The organism is Acidobacteriota bacterium, assembly GCA_020853395.1.
In the GTDB taxonomy this organism is placed as follows: Bacteria; Acidobacteriota; Vicinamibacteria; order Vicinamibacterales; family SCN-69-37; genus JADYYY01.
This window is the reverse complement of sequence record JADYYY010000005.1, coordinates 147,029-163,510: the sequence shown is the minus strand read 5'-3', so window position 1 is coordinate 163,510 and position 16,482 is coordinate 147,029. Positions and strand designations below refer to the sequence as shown.

The window sequence follows — 16,482 nt, the reverse complement described above, 5'->3', positions numbered from 1 at the left end:
AGCTACGTCACCGCGAAGAACCGCGCCAGGTACCCGGCGACGAGGCCGGTCGCGATGACGGCCAGCGCGCAGGCCGGTCCGGCATAGGCCGCCGCGAGGACTGCATCCAACAATACCAAGGAGAGGACCCCGCGCTTGACTGCCTGCCGGATCGCCGCGGGCGCAGGCTGCCGGTACGCCTGCCAGAAAGGAGGCACGACGCGCCAGGTGAACGCGGCCGTCAACACGAGTGCGAGCGCGATGGCACCGTCGTGCCGGAGCGCGACGACGGCGAGGGCGAGCGCGGTCGCGCAGATGAGCGCCAGGCTCGCGGCGGCTGCGGCGCGCGGCGCGCCGGAGACTTCGCCACGGCTGAGGAGGGTGACGCCCGCGATGTAGAGCACCGCGAAGAGCGCGACCGGCCAGCGCACTCGGAGCACGTCCGGCGCGGCGGCGAGGCCCAGGGCGAAGTTCAAGCCTCGGCAGCCGCCCATGACGAGCGGACCGGCGAGCGCGCTCCTCTTCGCCAGCGCGTCGTAGAGGAGCACGGCACCCGCCAGCGCGGCTGCGACGAGGCCAGCCGTCGGATTCGCCGAGGCGGCGGCGAGCGGGCCAGCCGCGACGAGCGTTCCGCCCAGCCAGCCCGCGCGCGCCGGCCGGATCCGTCCGCTCGGAATCGGCCGTTCCGGGCGCTCGCGGGCGTCCACGTGCCGATCGAACAGGTCGTTGAGCACGACGCCGCCGGCGTACAAGCAGGCGGATGCCGCGACGAGCCACGGCAGCCGGCCGACCTCCGGCGTGCCGGCCACCGCGTAGCCGGCCACCACGTCGGCTGCCGCCGTCGCGACGTTCGCCGGACGAAGGAGCTGGAGGACGGCGGTCGCCACGGCGTCGAGATCCTACAGCCGAGAGAGAGGCGGGCGCCGGGTTCGAGGCACCGGGACCGTCACTTGAATCGCTTCCAGTCGATCCCGAGCTTGCGGACCTTGTAGTTGAAGATCCGATCGGTCGTGCGCAGCAGCCGCGCGGCTTTGGCGCGGTTGCCGCGCGCGCTCTTGAGCGCGTCCTGCAGGATGTCGCGCTCGTACGCGTTGAGCGCTTCCTCCAGCGACACGCTCATCACCGTGCCGGACGCCTCCGCGGTCTGCAGCGTCGGCGGCAGATGGTGCGCGTGGATCACGTGGCCATCGCACACGAGCACGGCGCGCTCGATCACGTTCTGCAGCTCGCGGACGTTGCCGGGCCAGTGGTAGGCCGTGAGCATGTCGATGGCGGGCGTCGAGATGCGGCGGATGTCCTTGCCGTGCTCGGAGGCGAACCGCTCCAGGAAGTGATCGGCGAGCACCAGCACGTCTGGCTTCCGCTCGCGCAGCGGGGGAACGAAGATCGTGAACACGTTCAGGCGATAGAACAGGTCCTCGCGGAACGTGCCCTGCGCGATCGCCTGCTCCATGTCCTTGTTCGTGGCGGCGATCAGCCGGACGTTCACCTTCACCGGCTCGGTGCCGCCGAGGCGCTCGAATTCCCGCTCCTGCAGCACCCGCAGCAGCTTGACCTGCGTGCCGAGGTGCACGTCGCCGATCTCGTCGAGCAGCAGCGTGCCGTTGTTGGCCAGCTCGAAGCGGCCGCGCTTGCGATCGTTCGCCCCCGTGAACGCGCCCTTCTCGTAGCCGAACAGCTCCGACTCGATCAGCGTCTCGGGCAGCGCGCCGCAACTGACCTTCACGAATGGCCGCTTCGATCGCAGCGAGTTGTAGTGGATGGCCTGCGCGACCAGCTCCTTGCCGGTGCCCGACTCGCCGCGGATCAGGACGGTCGTGTTGGTGCGGGCGACCTGGGCGACGGCCTCGTAGACGCGCTGCATGGGCCCGCTGTTGCCGACGATGGCCGAGAAGTCGTAGCCCTCGCGCAGCTCCTGGCGGAGCCGCGCGTTCTCGTTGACGAGCTTGCGGTGCTGCGCGGCGACGAGCCGCTGCACCTTGACGGCCTGCGCGATGATCGAGGCGACCACCGCGAAGAACTTGGCCGAGCGCTCGTAGTTGCGGTCGGGCACGAAGTTGACCGCGGCGGCGAGCGCGCCCACCGGCTGGCGATCGATCGTGACCGGCACGCAGAAGAAGCTGTACTCGGCGCCGGGATCCTGGCGCCCGAACATCTGCGCCACGAGCGACGGCTCCTGCGTCATCCGATGGAGGAGGACCTGCCGTCCCGTCTCGATGACCTTCGCGATGGCGCCGTCGCCCGGACGGAGCAGGGTGTGCGTCGCGGTGCGGCTCGCGCCAGACGCCGCCTCGATCCGCAGCTCGCGCGTGTCGCGGTCGTGGAGCACCACGAGGCTCTTGACCGCGTCGTGATGGCGCGCCAGCAGGTCGAGCGCATCGTGGAGCGAGGCCTTCAGGTCCAGCGTTCCGGACAGGGCCTGGCTGATCTGCAGCAGCGTCGAGAGCTTCTGGATCTCCTTCGACCGGCGGGTCTCGAGACGTTCCTGCAGGCCTTTCACGTCCGTGGATCCTCTCGATGCGAACAGAAATGTCGACCGTCGACCGGCCGAGCTCACGATTGTTTCAGCCGGCGCGCTATCCGGTCAATGCCCTTGCCTGAAACCTGCGATGCCGTCTCGTGCCGGCGATAGGACAAAAGTGTTCAAGATTCGACCGTGCTCCACACGGTTGTCGACGCCGGCGACTTGCGATCTGCCGTGGGCTGGGCCTGTCGTCCGCTCCTGGACGAGACGTCTGCCTCACGCCGGGCGGCGCGTCAGAGCTCGCGGAGCGCCTGCGGGATCGGCAACCGCGCCGCGCGCATCGCCGGGAGGAACGCCCCGACGAGGCCCATGCCGAGCGCCCACGCGAAGCCCATGGCGAGCAGTCCCGGCGTGACGCGGAACGCGAACGCCACCTGGCTGAACGTCTGGAAGTTGATCGTCGACGTTTGGTAGCCGTTGAAGCCGACGTACGCCGCGGTGCCGCCGATGAGGCCGCCGACGACGGCGAGGGCGATCGACTCGGCGAAGACGGAGACGAGGACGGCCACCGGATGGAAGCCGAGTGCGCGCAGCGTCGCGATCTCCCGCGCCCGCGACGCCACCGCCGTGTACATCGTCAAGAGCGCGCCGAAGACGGCGCCGATCGCCATGAGGCCGGCGATCGTGACGCCGATCGTCGTGATCAGGGTCGTGAGCGTCTGCGACTGCGCCGTGTAGTACTCGCTCTCCCGCCGCACCACGACGTTCACCTGCGGATTGGCGGTCAGCCAGTCCTTGAGCGTCGTGAAGGCTTCGGGCGTGTCCAGCCTCGCGAGGACGCTCTGGTAGCTGTTCCCGCGGCGATAGGCGCCCTGCAACGTGCGCGCATCGCACCAGACCTCGGTCTCGGCCACCGAACCGTCTGCCTCGAAGATGCCGACGACCTTCCAGGTGACGTCGCCGGATCGGATCTCGGCGCCGACGTTCAGGTTGCTGAACTGGCGCGACGCCGCGAGGCCCGCGACGACCTCGTTCGTGCCGAACTGGAGCATGCGCCCTTGGACGATGGTCGCTTCGTTCCGCACGCCGAACGCCGCCGGTTCGATGCCGCGCAACGGCACGTTGGCCGGCGTGCCGGTGGACTGCTTCGGCAGATCGATGATCACGAACAGCTCGGCCGAGGCGAGCGGCCGCTGGCCATCACGCTGGATTCCCGGCGCCTGCTTGATGATCTCGGTCTCCGGCCCGGCGAGGCCGCTCGTCATCTCCGTATCCGATCCGGCGCGCATGATCAGCGCGCGGGACGTCGACCCGGCCTCGGTCATCGCGGCGCGAAAGCCCTCGGCGATCGACAGCACCGCGACCAGCACGACGACGACGCCCGCGATGCCGACGACGGCGACGAGCGACGAGCCGAGCCGGCGCGGGATCGTGCGCAGGTTCACGAGCGTGATGGCGGCGATCTGTCTCATCGCGAGATCTCCGGCGGCGGCGCGCCGGCTGCGCCGCCTCGCGCCGGCCCGGCCGGCGCAGGATGGACGGCCCGCTCGCCGCTCACCATCGGCACGGCGCACGCCGATCGCCGCGCGCCCGCGGCGTCAATTGCGGCGCAGCGCATCGGTGATCTTCAGGCGCATCGCCTGCACCGCCGGAATGGCGCCGGCGACCATCCCGAGCGCCAGCATGAGCACGATGCCGAGCAGAACGTCCCGGTCCGGCAGGACGAACGCGGGCAGCAGGCCGTTGGTCGGATCGCCCTGCTGCACGATCGCCCACGCGAGCGCGAGGCCCAGGCCGCCGCCGAGCACGGCGATGAACAGCGATTCGGCCAGCACGAGCGCCAGCACCGCGCCGTTCGAGAAGCCGAGCGTCTTGAGCACCGCCAGCTCGCTCGTGCGCTCGCGCACCGCCTGCGCCATGGTGTTGCCGACGACGAGCAGGATGGTGAACAGCACGGCCGACAGGATCGCGATCATCATCGTGCCGATGTCGCCGATCTGCTTCGCGAAGCTGTCCACGAACCCCTTCTCGGTCGTCGTCTTCGTCTCCTCCGGCGAGTTCGCGAACATGTCGTCGAACTGGCGGGCCAGATCCAGCGAGCGTGCGGGATCCGCGACCTTGACGATGTACCACCCGACGAGACCCTCGCCGAACTGCCGGTTCTCGTCGAAGTAGTCGTAGCGGAAGAAGAACTGCGTCTTGTCCACGCTCGGCTCGCCGTCGTAGATGCCGGCGAGGTTGAACTCCCACGTCGCGCCGTCGCCGCCCTTCGGCCGCCAGATGTCGCCCTGGATGGGGATGCGATCGCCCACCTTCCAGTTGAAGCGATCGGCCAGCGACCGGCCGGCGACCGCGCCCTGCCGGTCCGCGAGCCACGCCTTCATCTGGTCCGGGGGCAGGCGGTACTCGGGGTAGATCGCGAAGAACCTCTCGGGCTCCACGGCAATCTTGGCGAAGAACTGCGTCGGGTCCTGGTAGATCCCGCCGAACCACGTGTTGTGGGTGACCGACACGACGCCCGGGACCGCCGCGATCCGCGCCTGGTAGGAGACGGGCAGCGGCAGGATCAGGCTGACCTTGTGGATCAGCACCAGCCGGTCCAGGCCGGCCAGCTCGATGCCGAGGCTGAACGCGGCGCGAATCGTCATGAGCAGGCCGAACAGCAGGAAGGCGATGAAGATGCAGGCGAGCGTGAAGACGGTCCGGACCTTCCGCCGCCAGAGGCTCTTCCAGACGAGCGGGACGTACTTCACGCGGGCGCGCCCTCCAGCGCGCCTTTCTCCAAGTGGACGGTCCGCGTCGCGCGATCGGCAGCGTGCGGATCGTGCGTGACCATGACGATGGTCTTCCCGTGCTCGCGATTGAGCGCCTGCAGCAGGTCGAGAATCTCGTCGCCAGCCTTGCGGTCGAGGTCGCCGGTGGGCTCGTCGCACAGCAGGAGCGTCGGATCGGTCACGACCGCCCTGGCGATGCCGACGCGCTGCTCCTGCCCGCCCGACAGTTGTCTGGGGTAGTGCTTCGCCCGCTCCGCCAGGCCGACGACGCGCAGGGCGATGGCGACGCGCTTGCGGCGTTCCGCCTTCGAGAGCGAGGTCAGCAGCAGCGGCAGCTCGACGTTCTTCTCCGCGGTGAGCACCGGCAGCAGGTTGTAGAGCTGGAAGACGAAGCCGATGTTGCGCGATCGCCAGCGCGAGAGCGCGCCGCCGCCGAGTCCGCTGATCGTGACGCCGTCCACCTCGATCGTGCCGCCCGTCGGGGCGTCCAGCCCCCCGATCAGGTTGAGCAGCGTCGTCTTGCCGGAGCCCGAAGGGCCCATCAGCGCGAGGAACTCGCCACGGGGGATGTCGAGATCGACGCCCTCGAGGACTTCGATCCGCTCGCTGCCGCGGACGAAGTGCTTGTGGACGCCGCGCACCCGTACCAGCGGAAGGGCGGACGTCGCTGTCGGCGTCGAGTGCTGAGGTCTGATGGACGGGTCAGGTCGGTCGGCAGTCATGGCATCGGGTCATCGGATCAGCGGGACATCCCATCGGATCATCGGGCATCGGGCCATCGGGTTCAGGCCATCGCCCATCGTTCATCGATCATCGGGCCATCCGACGTGCACGGCCATCGGTGGTGCTGCGGGCTACGGATTCTGAACGGTCACGAGCGTGCCGTCCTGCAGCGCTGGCGGCGGCGCGATCACGACGCGGTCGCCGTTCTGCAGGCCCGCGGTGACCTCGACACGATCGCCGTCCCCGCCGCCGGTCTGGATGGCGCGCCGTTCGACGCGATCGCCACGGATCACGAAGACGATCGGCTTGCCGTTCTCTTCACGGATCGAGGCCTTGGGCGTGAGCACCGCGGGCTTCGCCTGACCCTCGTCGCCCGGCTCCGCCGATCGCAGGAACGTCACCTTGACGCCCATGTCGGGCAGGATTCTGGGGTCGAGCGCCTTGAAGCCGATCCGGACGAGCACGGTGGCTTTCTGGCGATCGGCGGTCGGCACCATGGTGATGACCTCGGCCGGAATCTGCCAATCGGGATACGCGTCGAGCACGGCGACGACGTCCTGGCCGCTCCGGACGCGGTTGATGTAGCTCTCGTTGACGTCCACCTCGATCTCGAGCGATCGCATGTCGACGATCGTGCAGATGCCGGTGCGCGTGAAGCCGCCGCCGGCGGAGATGGGGGACACCATCTCGCCGGGCTGGGCGTCCTTGGAGATCGCGACGCCGCTGAACGGCGCGCGGACGATCATGTTGTCGAGCTCCGCCTTCTGGAGCTCGACCTGGCGTTCGGCGACGGCAGCCTGCTGCTTCAGCGCGAGGATCCGCGCCTGGGTCGAGTCGCGGTTCGCCCGCGCGGCGTCGACCTCCGCGGCGGTGGCGGCGCCGATGTCGACGAGCTTCGTCAGCCGGTTCAGGTTGATGATCGCCTCGTCGAGCCGGACCTCGTTCTCGGCGATCGCGCGATGCGCCGCCTCGGCCTGCGCCTCGGCCAGCGCCAGCGCCGCTCGAGGCGTCGCATCGTCCAGGCGCGCGAGGATCTGGCCCTCGCGCACGGCCATGCCCTCCTCGACGTTCATCTCGACGACCTTGCCGGTGACTTTCGCGGAGACCGTCGCGCGGCGCCGCGCCGTGACGTACCCGGATGCGTTCAGGACCGCAGCCTGGTTGCCGGCAGCGCGCATCGTGACCGAGGCCACCTGCACCTCGACGGGCCGCTCGCGCGCGAACCACCGCCACGCGCCGGCGCCCGCGATGGCCAGGAGCAGGAGGACCAGCGCCCAGCCGATCCAGCGGCGTCGAGGCGGAGGCTCGGTGGACCGATCGATCCGCAGCGCCGACAGGTCTTCTCGAAGATCGGACATGGTGTCGCGGGCGGACGAGCAGCGGCCGCCAGAGGGCCACTATACCGGAGACGGCGCGTGCGAATGCGAGTCCGCGGCCGCAGAGGGAACGTTCTCGACCCTCCGCACGCCGCGCGTCCGGCGGCGGACCGTTCGAGGCGGGGGGCTTCAGCCCTCCACGCGCGGCACCTACCGTCCCGGCACGCCCATCCAGTGGCGGGTCATGTAGTCGTTGAGCGTCAGCCCGAACAGGATCAGCAGCCAGAAGAAGCCGGCGACGACGACGACCTTGGTCAGGGGCGTGTTGTAGCGCACGCCCATGAAGTAGATGACGACGAGGCTGGCCTTGACGAGCGCCACGGCGAGGGCGATCGGCGTGTTCATCACGCCGAAGTCCTGGAGCGCCACGAGATACGTGAGGCCTGTCAGCACCAGCAGCGCGGCGAAGATGGCGACGTACGTGCGGACCGGCGTGATGACGTGAGCGTGTTCAGTGGACATGGCGCGTGAATCCCAATCGCGAGAGGAGGCCCGCCGGCTCCGCTAGTGCGCTCCGAGGTGCGCGCCCAGCAGGTACAGGAGCGGGAACAGGAAGATCCAGACGATGTCGACGAAGTGCCAGTACAGGCCCGACACTTCGACGGGCGTGTAGTAGCTCGACGAGAAGCGGCCGCGCATCGCCATCGTCAGGATGACGAGCATCAGACCGATGCCCACCACCATGTGCGCCGCGTGCACGCCGGTCAGCATGAAGTAGATCGAGAAGAAGAGCTGCTGGTGCGGCGCCTCCGGCAGCGACATGTCGAAGTGCGGGCCCGGCACGAGGTGGTGCTCGAACTTCTCGGCGTACTCGAAGTACTTCACGATCAGGAACACCGACCCCAGCACGATCGTCAGGATCAGGTTCACGACCTGGCCCGACCGCGATCCGATCTGCGCGGATCGCACCGCGAGGGCCATCGTCAGCGAGCTGCAGATCAGGACGCCCGTGTTCAGCGCGCCGAGCGTGACGTTGAGGTGGTTGCTGCCCATCACCCACGCCTCGGGGTAGAGGACGCGGTACAGGATGTAGACCATGAACATGCCACCGAAGAACATCACCTCGGTGACGAGGAACACCCACATGCCCAGCGTGGACGCCTCGAGCTGCTGCTCCATGCTGTAGAAGTGGTGCTGCAGGTTCGGGTTGCGCGCGTGGGCGTCCTCCGCGGCGTGCCGGCCGAACGCCTGGGTGGAGATCGCGTGCGCCGCGCCGCCGGCGCCGTCGGGCGGCGCCGAGGCGACCGGCGTTCCTGGGAACGGGGTCGACCGCTTATCCAACGTGAACCTCCCGGGCCGGCTTGTAGTTGTAGGCCGGTTCGTCGACGACGACGTCGTCCTCGAAGTTGAACGTCGGCGGCGGCGACGGAATCGTCCATTCGAGGCCCTTGGCGCCCCACGGGTTCGCGGGCGCCTTCGCGCCCTTGATGAGCGAGTACGTCAGGTAGAAGGCCGGCAGGAGGTACCCGATCGCGAGCACGGACGCGCCCGCGCTCGACAGCACGTTGAGCACCTGCCACTCGGGCGGATAGGCGTGGTAGCGCCGCGGCATGCCCATGTAGCCGAGCAGGAACTGCGGGAAGAACGTCAGGTTGAAGCCGACGAAGACGAGGATGGCGGACGCCTTCGCGCCGGCCTCGGAGTACAGGCGGCCGGTCATCTTCGGCCACCAGAAGTGCATGCCGCCGAGGTAGCCCATGATCGCGCCGCCCACCATGATGTAGTGGAAGTGCGCGACGACGAAGTACGTGTCGGTCAGGTGGATGTCGAGGCCCATCGTCGCGAGGAAGAGACCGGTGAGGCCGCCGATCGTGAACAGCCCCATGAAGCCGACGACCCAGTAGGTCGGCGACTCCCAGGTCACCGAGCCCTTGTACATCGTGGCCGTCCAGTTGAACGTCTTCACGGCCGACGGGACGGCGACGAGCATTGTGATGATCGAGAAGACGAGGCCGGCGTAGATGGACTGGCTGCTCACGAACAGGTGGTGGCCCCAGACGAGGAAGCCGAGGACCGCGATCGCGAGGCTCGAGAATGCGACGAAGCTGTAGCCGAAGACCTGCTTGCGCGACACGGCCGCGACGAGCTCGCTCATCACGCCCATCGCCGGCAGGATCATGATGTAGACGGCCGGGTGCGAGTAGAACCAGAAGAGGTGCTGGAAGAGCACCGGGTCGCCGCCGCGCGTCGGGTCGAAGAACCCCAGGTGGAGCGCCCGTTCGGCCGCCACGAGCAGCACCGTGATGGCGACGACGGGCGTGCCGAGGATCATCACGAGACTCGTGGCGTAGATCGCCCACACGAACAGCGGCAGCCGGAACCAGGTGAGCCCCGGGGCGCGCATCCTGTGCACCGTCACGATGAAGTTGAGGCCGGTGAGGATCGACGAGAATCCGGTGACGAACACGCCGAGGGCCGCGACGGTGACGGACGATTCAGACGCGATCGAGCTGTACGGCGTGTAGAACGTCCAGCCGGTGTCGACGCCGCCGTTGAAGACGGCGGCGAGCGTGATGATGGCCCCGGCGATGAAGATGTACCAGCTCAGGAGGTTGATCCGGGGAAAGGCCAGGTCCTTCGTGCCGCACATGATCGGCAGCAGGAAGTTGCCGAGCACCGCCGGGATCGACGGGATCAGGAAGAAGAAGATCATCACGACGCCGTGCAGCGTGAAGATCTTGTTGTACATGTCCGAATCGAGCAGATCGCCCTGCGGCGTGGCCAGCTCGGCGCGAATCGTCGCCGCGAACATCGCCCCCACCGCGAAGAAGATCGTGATGGAGATCAGGTACAGCATGGCGATCCGCTTGTGGTCCTTCGTGAGGAGCCAGGAAGCGAGGCCGTGCGGGGCGTCCAGGTAGCTCGTGCCGGTGGTGCCGATGGCGTGGCTCATACGTGTGCTCGCTCATTCACTGCGCGACGGGCGCAGGGTCTTCAGGTACGCGACGAGCTCGATGAGCCGTTCCTCGCTCATCGAGCCCTGATAGGTCGGCATGATCGACGGGCTCGAGAAGCCGCGCGCGATCTTCGCGGACGGGTTCACGATCGACTCCCGCAGGTAGTTCTCGTCCGCCACGGCCGTGCGGCCGTCGGCGAGCTGCACGGTGCTGCCGAACAGGCCCGCCAGCGACGGTCCCCGGCCACTGCCGTCCTCCTTGTGGCAGGCGCTGCACTGCTGCCCGTGCTCGAAGAGCCGCTGCCCGGCTTCCACGAGGTTGATCGACGGCTGGTTGGCCGCGATCCAGGCCTCGTAGGCCTGCGGCGGCATGACGATCACCTGGCCGATCATCCCGGAGTGCTTCGTGCCGCAGTACTCCGCGCAGAACAGGTGATACGTCCCCGGCGTCGTCGCCGTGAACCAGAGCGTGGTGAGCTTGCCCGGCACGGCGTCCATCTTCACGCGCATGGCCGGGATGAAGTAGTCGTGGAGCACGTCCTCGGATCCGAGCGTGATGCGGATCGGGCGGCCCACCGGCACGTGCATCTCGTTGATCTCCCGCACGCCGGACGGGTGCTGCACCTTCCACATCCACTGCTTGCCGACGACGAAGACGTCCATGGCGTCGGCGGGCGGACGGCCGAGGCGGAAGAAGAGATCGGCGCCCCAGACGAACATCACCATGGCGATCGCGAACGGGATGAACGTCCAGGTCAGCTCGAGCACCAGCGACCCGTGGATGTCGGCCCCGACGTCCTCGGCGTGGCGGCGGCGGAACTTGACGGCGAAGATCACGACCAGCGCCGCCACGAGCACGACGAAGAAGGCGCTGATCGCCGCGATGAACAGGTAGAGCATGTCCATCTCGGTCGCGATCGTCGACGCGCTCGGGGGGAGCAGAGAGAAGGAAGAAGACATCTAGCGCACACCCGTTGCGGTCCGATCGACCGCGCTGTCCTGCCGCCGTTCGCGGCGCAGGTTCACCCAGATGAAGGTCCCGAGCGCGGCCACCGTGAGGACGCCGCCGAGGCGGACGAGGTTGGTGATGGCGACGCCGTACTTCCCGCTTTGCGGGTCGTAGTGGTAGCAGAAGAGGAGCATCTGGTCGATCGCCGAGCCGATGCGCCGTTCGCCGGCTTCCACGAGCGCGAGCCGCAGGTCGCGGGGCGCGAACTCGATGCCGAAGAGATACCGCGACACGCGGCCGTCGGGCGTCAGCACCGTCAGGACCGCGGGATGCGCGTACTGGTCGATCGCCGCGTCGTACGCGAACCGGAACCCGACGGCCTGCGTCAGCCGCTCGATCGACTCGGCGCGGCCGGTCAGGAAGTGCACGCCGCCGGCGCCGTCATGGCGGTAGCGCCGGAGAAACGCGTCGCGCTTCGCGGCCGCCATCGCTGGCGTCTCGCCGGCGTCGAAGCTCACGGCGACGATGTCGAACTCCTGGCCCGGGGTGAAGGGCAGCGCTTCCAGCGAGCCGGCCAGGCCGTTCAGCACCTGCGTGCACAGCATCGGGCACTCGTAGTACACGAGCGCGAGCACGACGGGCCGCGCGCCGAAGTACTGTCCGAGCGTCACGTCGCGGCCGGCCTCGTCCACGAACCGTGTGTCCAGCGGCACGGCGCCGTTGAGCTTCTGCTCGAGCCCGGCATCCTTGAGGATGGGAATCTGCTGCAGCGCGGCCGGCCCCGGCGGCGGGACCGAGAGCGGCGCCGACGGCTGCGCGGCCGCCGACACGAGGGTCAGCTCGGCGACGAGCAGGCCGATCGCCCCGCGCCGCACCGCCGTCCATCCGCGAGCCAGTCTCGACGTCATCCGCTGCTCAGTGTGCACTGCCGCCCGAGGCGTCGCGCGACGGCGCCGCCGGCAGCGCCGGGAGCGGCTGCGCGCCGCCGGGCCGATCGGACCGCGCGGCCAGGCCGCGCTCGAGCACGAGCGTCTTCGCCCGGGCGATCGGCAGCCGCACGACGCCGGCGGCCTTGTCCACCCACCCGTAGGTGGAGAGCGACGCGTCCTCCTGATGCCGGTACGTCCGCAGCACGCTCGGCTCGTCCACGAGCAGCCCCGGCGCGAACGCGCCGTGCGGGACGCCCTCCGTGCGCTCGAGCCCGGTGACGATACGTCCCTTGTCGGGCGTGTTGGTGACGATGTCCACGTGCGGCCGGACGGACGGCGTCGCCATCGGCGAGCGGACCACGCCCGAGTGGGTCACGTGCACGCGCTCCGCGATCTCGAAGACGCCCCAGACGAGGACCTGGCAGAACAGCGTCGTGACGGTCAGGATCACGACGAACCAGATGATGCCGCGATAGTTGACGCCGTCGCCCTCGACCGGGGCCTCGGCGTGCAGGTGCTCAGTGTCCGCCATGTGCCACTGCTTCCTTGAAATACGGGTCCCGCGTCGGCAGGAGCGATCGGCCGGCCAGGTTGCGCCAGAAGAGCGACAGCCAGATGCCGCCGAGCCCCAGCACCATCGCGAAGTCGAGCCAGTGCAGCGTCGATCCTTCGTGCCGGAAGACCGGCCCGATCGTCCAGGTGATGTCCACGACGCGCATCACGAGGATGATGATCGCGATCCAGCGCACGGCCGCCGGGTTGCGCTTCAGGCTGCGCGACAGCAGCAGCATGAACGGCAGCGTGAACTGGAGCAGCAGGATCGCGACGCTCACGCCCATCCACGGCCCGTGCAGCCGCTCGAGGTAGAACGGGATCTCCTCGGGCAGGTTCGCCGACCAGATGATGAGCAGCTGCGAGATCGAGAAGTAGGCCCACAGCAGGACGAAGGCGAACATGAGCTTGCTGTGATCGTGGATCTTCTCGGCGTCGGCGACGCGCGACATCGGCTCGAAGCGCACGAGCGCGGCCAGCACGACGATCGTGAACGCCATCGTCGACAATCCCTGGCCGCCGAGCGTCAGCACGCCGAAGATCGTCGAGTACCAGTGCGGGTCGAGCGACATGACCCAGTCGATGCTCATGAACGTGACGGTCAGCACGTAGAGGACGAGGCCGGGGCCGGAGAGGACGCGGAAGCGCCGGTCCTGCGGGCCGGTCGGCACGGCCGGCTGCTCGTCCTGCTCGCGGGACCACTTGTTCAGCAGGAACGTCAGGGCGCCCCAGATCAGGAAGAAGAGCAGGGCGCGCGCGTAGAAGAACGGGACGTTCAAGTACGCCGCCTTGAGGTGGACGGCGTGCGCCGTGGCCTCGTCCATCTGGTCGACCGGCCGCGCCCAGCCGTACAGCGCCGGGACTTTGATCGCGAGCGGGACGAACAAGGCGACCATCAGCGGCAGGTTGCGGGTCGCGGCCTCGAGCACACGGCGCGAGATCATCGTCCACGCGCCGCCCGAGAGGTGCTGGACCATCAGCACGGCCAGCGAGCCGACCGTCAGGCCGGTGAGGAAGATGTAGGCGATGAGGTACGACTGCCAGAACACGTCGGGCGCCGCGATGAAGCCGAGCCCGCTCAGCACCAGTCCCACCAGGCCGGCCATGAGCGACCGAGTGCTCAGCCGGCCGAGCGCGTCGGTCGGCCGCGCCGTCAGCACGGATTCTTCCGGCGTTCCTGTCTCGTGCATCGCCATCAGTCGTGTCCCCCAGACGGGCTCGTCGATCCGGCCGCCGGCGCGGGCGCAGCCGGTGCATCCAGTGTCGCCAGCTCGCTCGCCGGCACGTCGGCCGGCGTCGCGTTGCGGCTGAGCTGCAGCGCGCGGATGTACGCCACGATGCGCCACCGATCGTCCACGGTGATCTGCGCGCGGTAGTCGGGCATCACGCCGAAGCCGTTCCGGATGACCTCGTAGAGATAGCCGGGCTGCGCCTGGCGCAGGCGGTCGGTGTGCAGCGACGCCGCCTGGCGGTAGCCCCGCTGCACGACCATGCCGTTGCCTTCGCCGTCCCGCCCGTGACAGGGCGAGCAGTAGATGTTGAAGCGCTCCTCGCCGCGGTCGAGATCGGACGCCGCGATGGCGAACGGAAACACCGTCGCGAGCTGGCCGTTCACGCGGCCGGTCTCGAGCAGGTCGTCGGCGCGCAGCTCGCCGCGCGCCACCGTGCCGTCCACGAGCGGCTGGGCCGAGGCGCCCTGCGGCAGCACGGCGCTCGCCTCGAGCGGGTCGTAGCGCGGCGCGTCGTGCATGTCCTGCCGGCAGCCGGCGAGGATCAGGAGAAGACATCCGGCGCCGACGGTCCGCCGGTGATGCCGGCGGATCCGGCCCTGCCTTGGCGACACGACAGCCGGGCCAGCCGGCCCGCGGTGCTCGTTACTCATCGACAGCCACCACTTCACGGGCGTCGAGCTCCTGCAGAAACGCGCGCGTCCGCTCGACGTCGAAGCGCGGGTCGGCCGCCTCGATCGCCAGGAAGAACCCGTCCCGGCTCGCGCGGCGGAATCCGTCGTGGTTGAAGACCGGGTGATACGGCTGCGGCAGCCCGTTGAGCACGATCATCGAGATCGCCGCGGTGAACGCCGCGACGAGGATGGTCGTCTCGAACGCGGGCGGGATGAACGAGACCCACGCGAAGTAGGGCCGGCCGCCGATGTTCATCGGGTAGTCGATCACCTGCGTCCAGTACTCGAGGCCGTAGCCCGCCAGCGCGCCCACGATGCCGCCGGCGAGCACGAGCTTCGGGATCTTGTGCTCGCGGAACCCGAGCGCCTCGGCCAGGCCGTGGATCGGCATCGGCGAGAACGCGTCGGTCTTCGTGAAGCCGGCTTCGTGCACCCGGCGCGCCGCGCGCAGCAGCGTGTCGGCCGAGTCGAACTCGGCGAGCAGGCCGTAGAGCGTCGGAGACGTTGGCGTCGCGTGCGACATCAGTGCGCTCCCTGGTCGGACTTCGGCGTCGCGTCGGGCAGCAGCGTCCGCATCTCGAAGATCGAGATCATCGGCAGCACCCTCACGAACAGGAACATCAGCGTCACGAAGAGGCCGATCGTGCCGGCCAGCGTCAGGAAGTCCCACCGCGTCGGGTAGTACATGTCCCACGACGACGGCAGGAAGTCGCGGTGCAGGCTCGTGACGATGATGACGAAGCGCTCGAGCCACATCCCGACGTTGACGAACATCGACACCGTGAAGAGCACGGCGATGTTGCGGCGGAGCCGCTTCGACCACAGGAGCTGCGGCACGATGAAGTTGCAGAGCAGCAGCATCCAGTAGCTCCAGGCGTAGGGGCCGTAGTAGACGCGGTTCTTCAGCATGAACCGCTCGTACTCGTTGCCGCTGTACCAGCCGAAGAACGCTTCGCAGGCGTACCCGTAGACGACCACGAGCCCGGTCACGAGCGTCACCTTCGCCATGTTCTCGAGGTGCCGCATCGTGATGAAGTCCTGGAGCCCGTAGATCGCGCGGAGCGGGATCGCCAGCGTCAGCACCATCGCGAACCCGGCGTAGATGGCGCCGGCGACGAAGTAGGGCGGGAAGATCGTCGCGTGCCAGCCCGGCAGGACCGAGACCGCGAAGTCGAAGCTCACGACCGTGTGGACCGAGAGCACGAGCGGCGTCGACAGGCCGGCGAGCAGCAGGTACGCGTTCTCGTAGCGGGCCCAGTGCCGCGCCGATCCGCGCCAGCCCAGCGCGAGCACGCCGTAGATGCGCTTGAGCACCGGGTGCTCGGCCTTGTCGCGGAACGTCGCGAGGTCGGGGATGAGGCCGGTGAACCAGAACAGCGCGGAAACCGATCCGTAGGTCGAGACCGCGAAGACGTCCCAGATCAGCGGGCTCTTGAAGTTGGGCCAGAGGCCCATCGTGTTCGGATACGGGAAGAGCCAGTAGATCGCCAGCCACGGCCGGCCGGTGTGCACGAGCGGGAAGAGCGCCGCGCAGAGCACGGCGAAGAGCGTCATCGCTTCGGCGAAGCGGTTGATCGACGTCCGCCAGTCCTGCTTGAAGAGCAGCAGGATCGCGGAGATGAGCGTCCCGGCGTGGCCGATGCCGATCCACCAGACGAAGTTGATGATGTCGAACGCCCAGCCGACCGGGATGTTGTTGCCCCAGATGCCGATGCCGCGCGCGAGCAGGTAGGTCAGCGCGACCGTGAGGCCGATGAGGAACGTGAACGAGATCGCGACCACGACGAACCACACCGCCGGCGTGTGCTTCGTCAGCACCATCGTCGTGAGCTTGTCGGTGATGGTGCCGTAGTCGTGGCCCGGGCCCAGCACCGGCACCGGCGCGCGGAAATCGTCTTTCGCGTACTGTGAGGCTTCCACCAAAGGCTCCATGGATG

16 protein-coding genes are annotated in these 16,482 nt (G+C 68.7%); all 16 read right to left on the bottom strand.

What is annotated here, in order from left to right:
- Window positions 1-2: 2 nt before the first annotated feature.
- The gene (gene eboC / locus IT184_04935; protein ID MCC7008139.1) at window positions 3-866 is read right to left on the bottom strand and encodes a UbiA-like protein EboC; all 864 of its coding nucleotides are present in this window, start codon (window positions 864-866) and stop codon (window positions 3-5) included.
- 59 nt (window positions 867-925) lie between these two features.
- Complete coding sequence (locus IT184_04930; protein MCC7008138.1) at window positions 926-2,470, bottom strand: sigma 54-interacting transcriptional regulator; 1,545 nt, start codon at window positions 2,468-2,470, stop codon at window positions 926-928.
- Window positions 2,471-2,736: 266 nt separating this feature from the next.
- Entirely contained in the window at window positions 2,737-3,915 is a 1,179-nt protein-coding gene (locus IT184_04925) for an ABC transporter permease (protein ID MCC7008137.1), read from the bottom strand.
- A gap of 126 nt (window positions 3,916-4,041) precedes the next feature.
- On the bottom strand, window positions 4,042-5,196 hold the full coding sequence (locus tag IT184_04920) for an FtsX-like permease family protein (protein MCC7008136.1): 1,155 nt from the start codon (window positions 5,194-5,196) through the stop codon (window positions 4,042-4,044).
- Window positions 5,193-5,939, bottom strand: a complete 747-nt coding sequence (locus IT184_04915; protein ID MCC7008135.1) for an ABC transporter ATP-binding protein — start codon at window positions 5,937-5,939, stop codon at window positions 5,193-5,195. The genes IT184_04920 and IT184_04915 overlap by 4 nt, the downstream gene beginning before the upstream one ends.
- 132 nt (window positions 5,940-6,071) lie before the next feature.
- Window positions 6,072-7,298: an efflux RND transporter periplasmic adaptor subunit gene (locus IT184_04910; GenBank protein ID MCC7008134.1), complete on the bottom strand. Its 1,227-nt coding sequence runs from the start codon at window positions 7,296-7,298 to the stop codon at window positions 6,072-6,074.
- A gap of 168 nt (window positions 7,299-7,466) precedes the next feature.
- Window positions 7,467-7,778, bottom strand: coding sequence for a cytochrome C oxidase subunit IV family protein (locus IT184_04905; protein MCC7008133.1), 312 nt, complete (start codon window positions 7,776-7,778; stop codon window positions 7,467-7,469).
- 42 nt (window positions 7,779-7,820) lie between these two features.
- Window positions 7,821-8,435 carry a cytochrome c oxidase subunit 3 family protein gene (locus IT184_04900; protein ID MCC7008132.1) on the bottom strand — a complete coding sequence of 205 codons (615 nt, stop codon included), beginning with the start codon at window positions 8,433-8,435 and terminating at the stop codon, window positions 7,821-7,823.
- 154 nt (window positions 8,436-8,589) lie between these two features.
- Window positions 8,590-10,209: a cbb3-type cytochrome c oxidase subunit I gene (locus IT184_04895; GenBank protein ID MCC7008131.1), complete on the bottom strand. Its 1,620-nt coding sequence runs from the start codon at window positions 10,207-10,209 to the stop codon at window positions 8,590-8,592.
- A 12-nt stretch (window positions 10,210-10,221) separates the two neighbouring features.
- Complete coding sequence (coxB, locus tag IT184_04890; protein MCC7008130.1) at window positions 10,222-11,118, bottom strand: cytochrome c oxidase subunit II; 897 nt, start codon at window positions 11,116-11,118, stop codon at window positions 10,222-10,224.
- 54 nt (window positions 11,119-11,172) lie between these two features.
- On the bottom strand, window positions 11,173-12,069 hold the full coding sequence (locus IT184_04885; protein MCC7008129.1) for an SCO family protein: 897 nt from the start codon (window positions 12,067-12,069) through the stop codon (window positions 11,173-11,175).
- 7 nt (window positions 12,070-12,076) lie between these two features.
- A complete protein-coding gene (locus tag IT184_04880) occupies window positions 12,077-12,622 on the bottom strand; it encodes a hypothetical protein (GenBank protein MCC7008128.1) in 546 nt (181 codons plus the stop codon).
- Window positions 12,609-13,832, bottom strand: a complete 1,224-nt coding sequence (locus tag IT184_04875) for a hypothetical protein (GenBank protein MCC7008127.1) — start codon at window positions 13,830-13,832, stop codon at window positions 12,609-12,611. Before IT184_04875 ends, IT184_04880 begins: the two co-directional genes overlap by 14 nt.
- A gap of 5 nt (window positions 13,833-13,837) precedes the next feature.
- Window positions 13,838-14,524 (bottom strand): cytochrome c, encoded by a 687-nt coding sequence (locus tag IT184_04870; GenBank protein MCC7008126.1) that lies wholly within the window; start codon window positions 14,522-14,524, stop codon window positions 13,838-13,840.
- Complete coding sequence (locus tag IT184_04865; GenBank protein ID MCC7008125.1) at window positions 14,517-15,068, bottom strand: DUF3341 domain-containing protein; 552 nt, start codon at window positions 15,066-15,068, stop codon at window positions 14,517-14,519. The genes IT184_04870 and IT184_04865 overlap by 8 nt, the downstream gene beginning before the upstream one ends.
- Entirely contained in the window at window positions 15,068-16,477 is a 1,410-nt protein-coding gene (gene nrfD / locus IT184_04860) for a polysulfide reductase NrfD (protein MCC7008124.1), read from the bottom strand. The genes IT184_04865 and nrfD overlap by 1 nt, the downstream gene beginning before the upstream one ends.
- Window positions 16,478-16,482 lie beyond the last annotated feature (5 nt).

Coding starts and splice junctions, on each gene's coding strand:
- IT184_04925 (MCC7008137.1), bottom strand. CDS start 3,915: ATGAGACAGATCGCCGCCATCACGCTCGTGAACCTGCGCACGATCCCG.
- IT184_04915 (MCC7008135.1), bottom strand. CDS start 5,939: ATGACTGCCGACCGACCTGACCCGTCCATCAGACCTCAGCACTCGACG.
- IT184_04910 (MCC7008134.1), bottom strand. CDS start 7,298: ATGTCCGATCTTCGAGAAGACCTGTCGGCGCTGCGGATCGATCGGTCC.
- IT184_04905 (MCC7008133.1), bottom strand. CDS start 7,778: ATGTCCACTGAACACGCTCACGTCATCACGCCGGTCCGCACGTACGTC.
- IT184_04900 (MCC7008132.1), bottom strand. CDS start 8,435: ATGGAGCAGCAGCTCGAGGCGTCCACGCTGGGCATGTGGGTGTTCCTC.
- IT184_04895 (MCC7008131.1), bottom strand. CDS start 10,209: ATGAGCCACGCCATCGGCACCACCGGCACGAGCTACCTGGACGCCCCG.
- coxB (MCC7008130.1), bottom strand. CDS start 11,118: ATGGACATGCTCTACCTGTTCATCGCGGCGATCAGCGCCTTCTTCGTC.
- IT184_04885 (MCC7008129.1), bottom strand. CDS start 12,069: ATGACGTCGAGACTGGCTCGCGGATGGACGGCGGTGCGGCGCGGGGCG.
- IT184_04880 (MCC7008128.1), bottom strand. CDS start 12,622: ATGGCGGACACTGAGCACCTGCACGCCGAGGCCCCGGTCGAGGGCGAC.
- IT184_04875 (MCC7008127.1), bottom strand. CDS start 13,832: ATGCACGAGACAGGAACGCCGGAAGAATCCGTGCTGACGGCGCGGCCG.
- IT184_04870 (MCC7008126.1), bottom strand. CDS start 14,524: ATGAGTAACGAGCACCGCGGGCCGGCTGGCCCGGCTGTCGTGTCGCCA.
- IT184_04865 (MCC7008125.1), bottom strand. CDS start 15,068: ATGTCGCACGCGACGCCAACGTCTCCGACGCTCTACGGCCTGCTCGCC.
- nrfD (MCC7008124.1), bottom strand. CDS start 16,477: ATGGAGCCTTTGGTGGAAGCCTCACAGTACGCGAAAGACGATTTCCGC.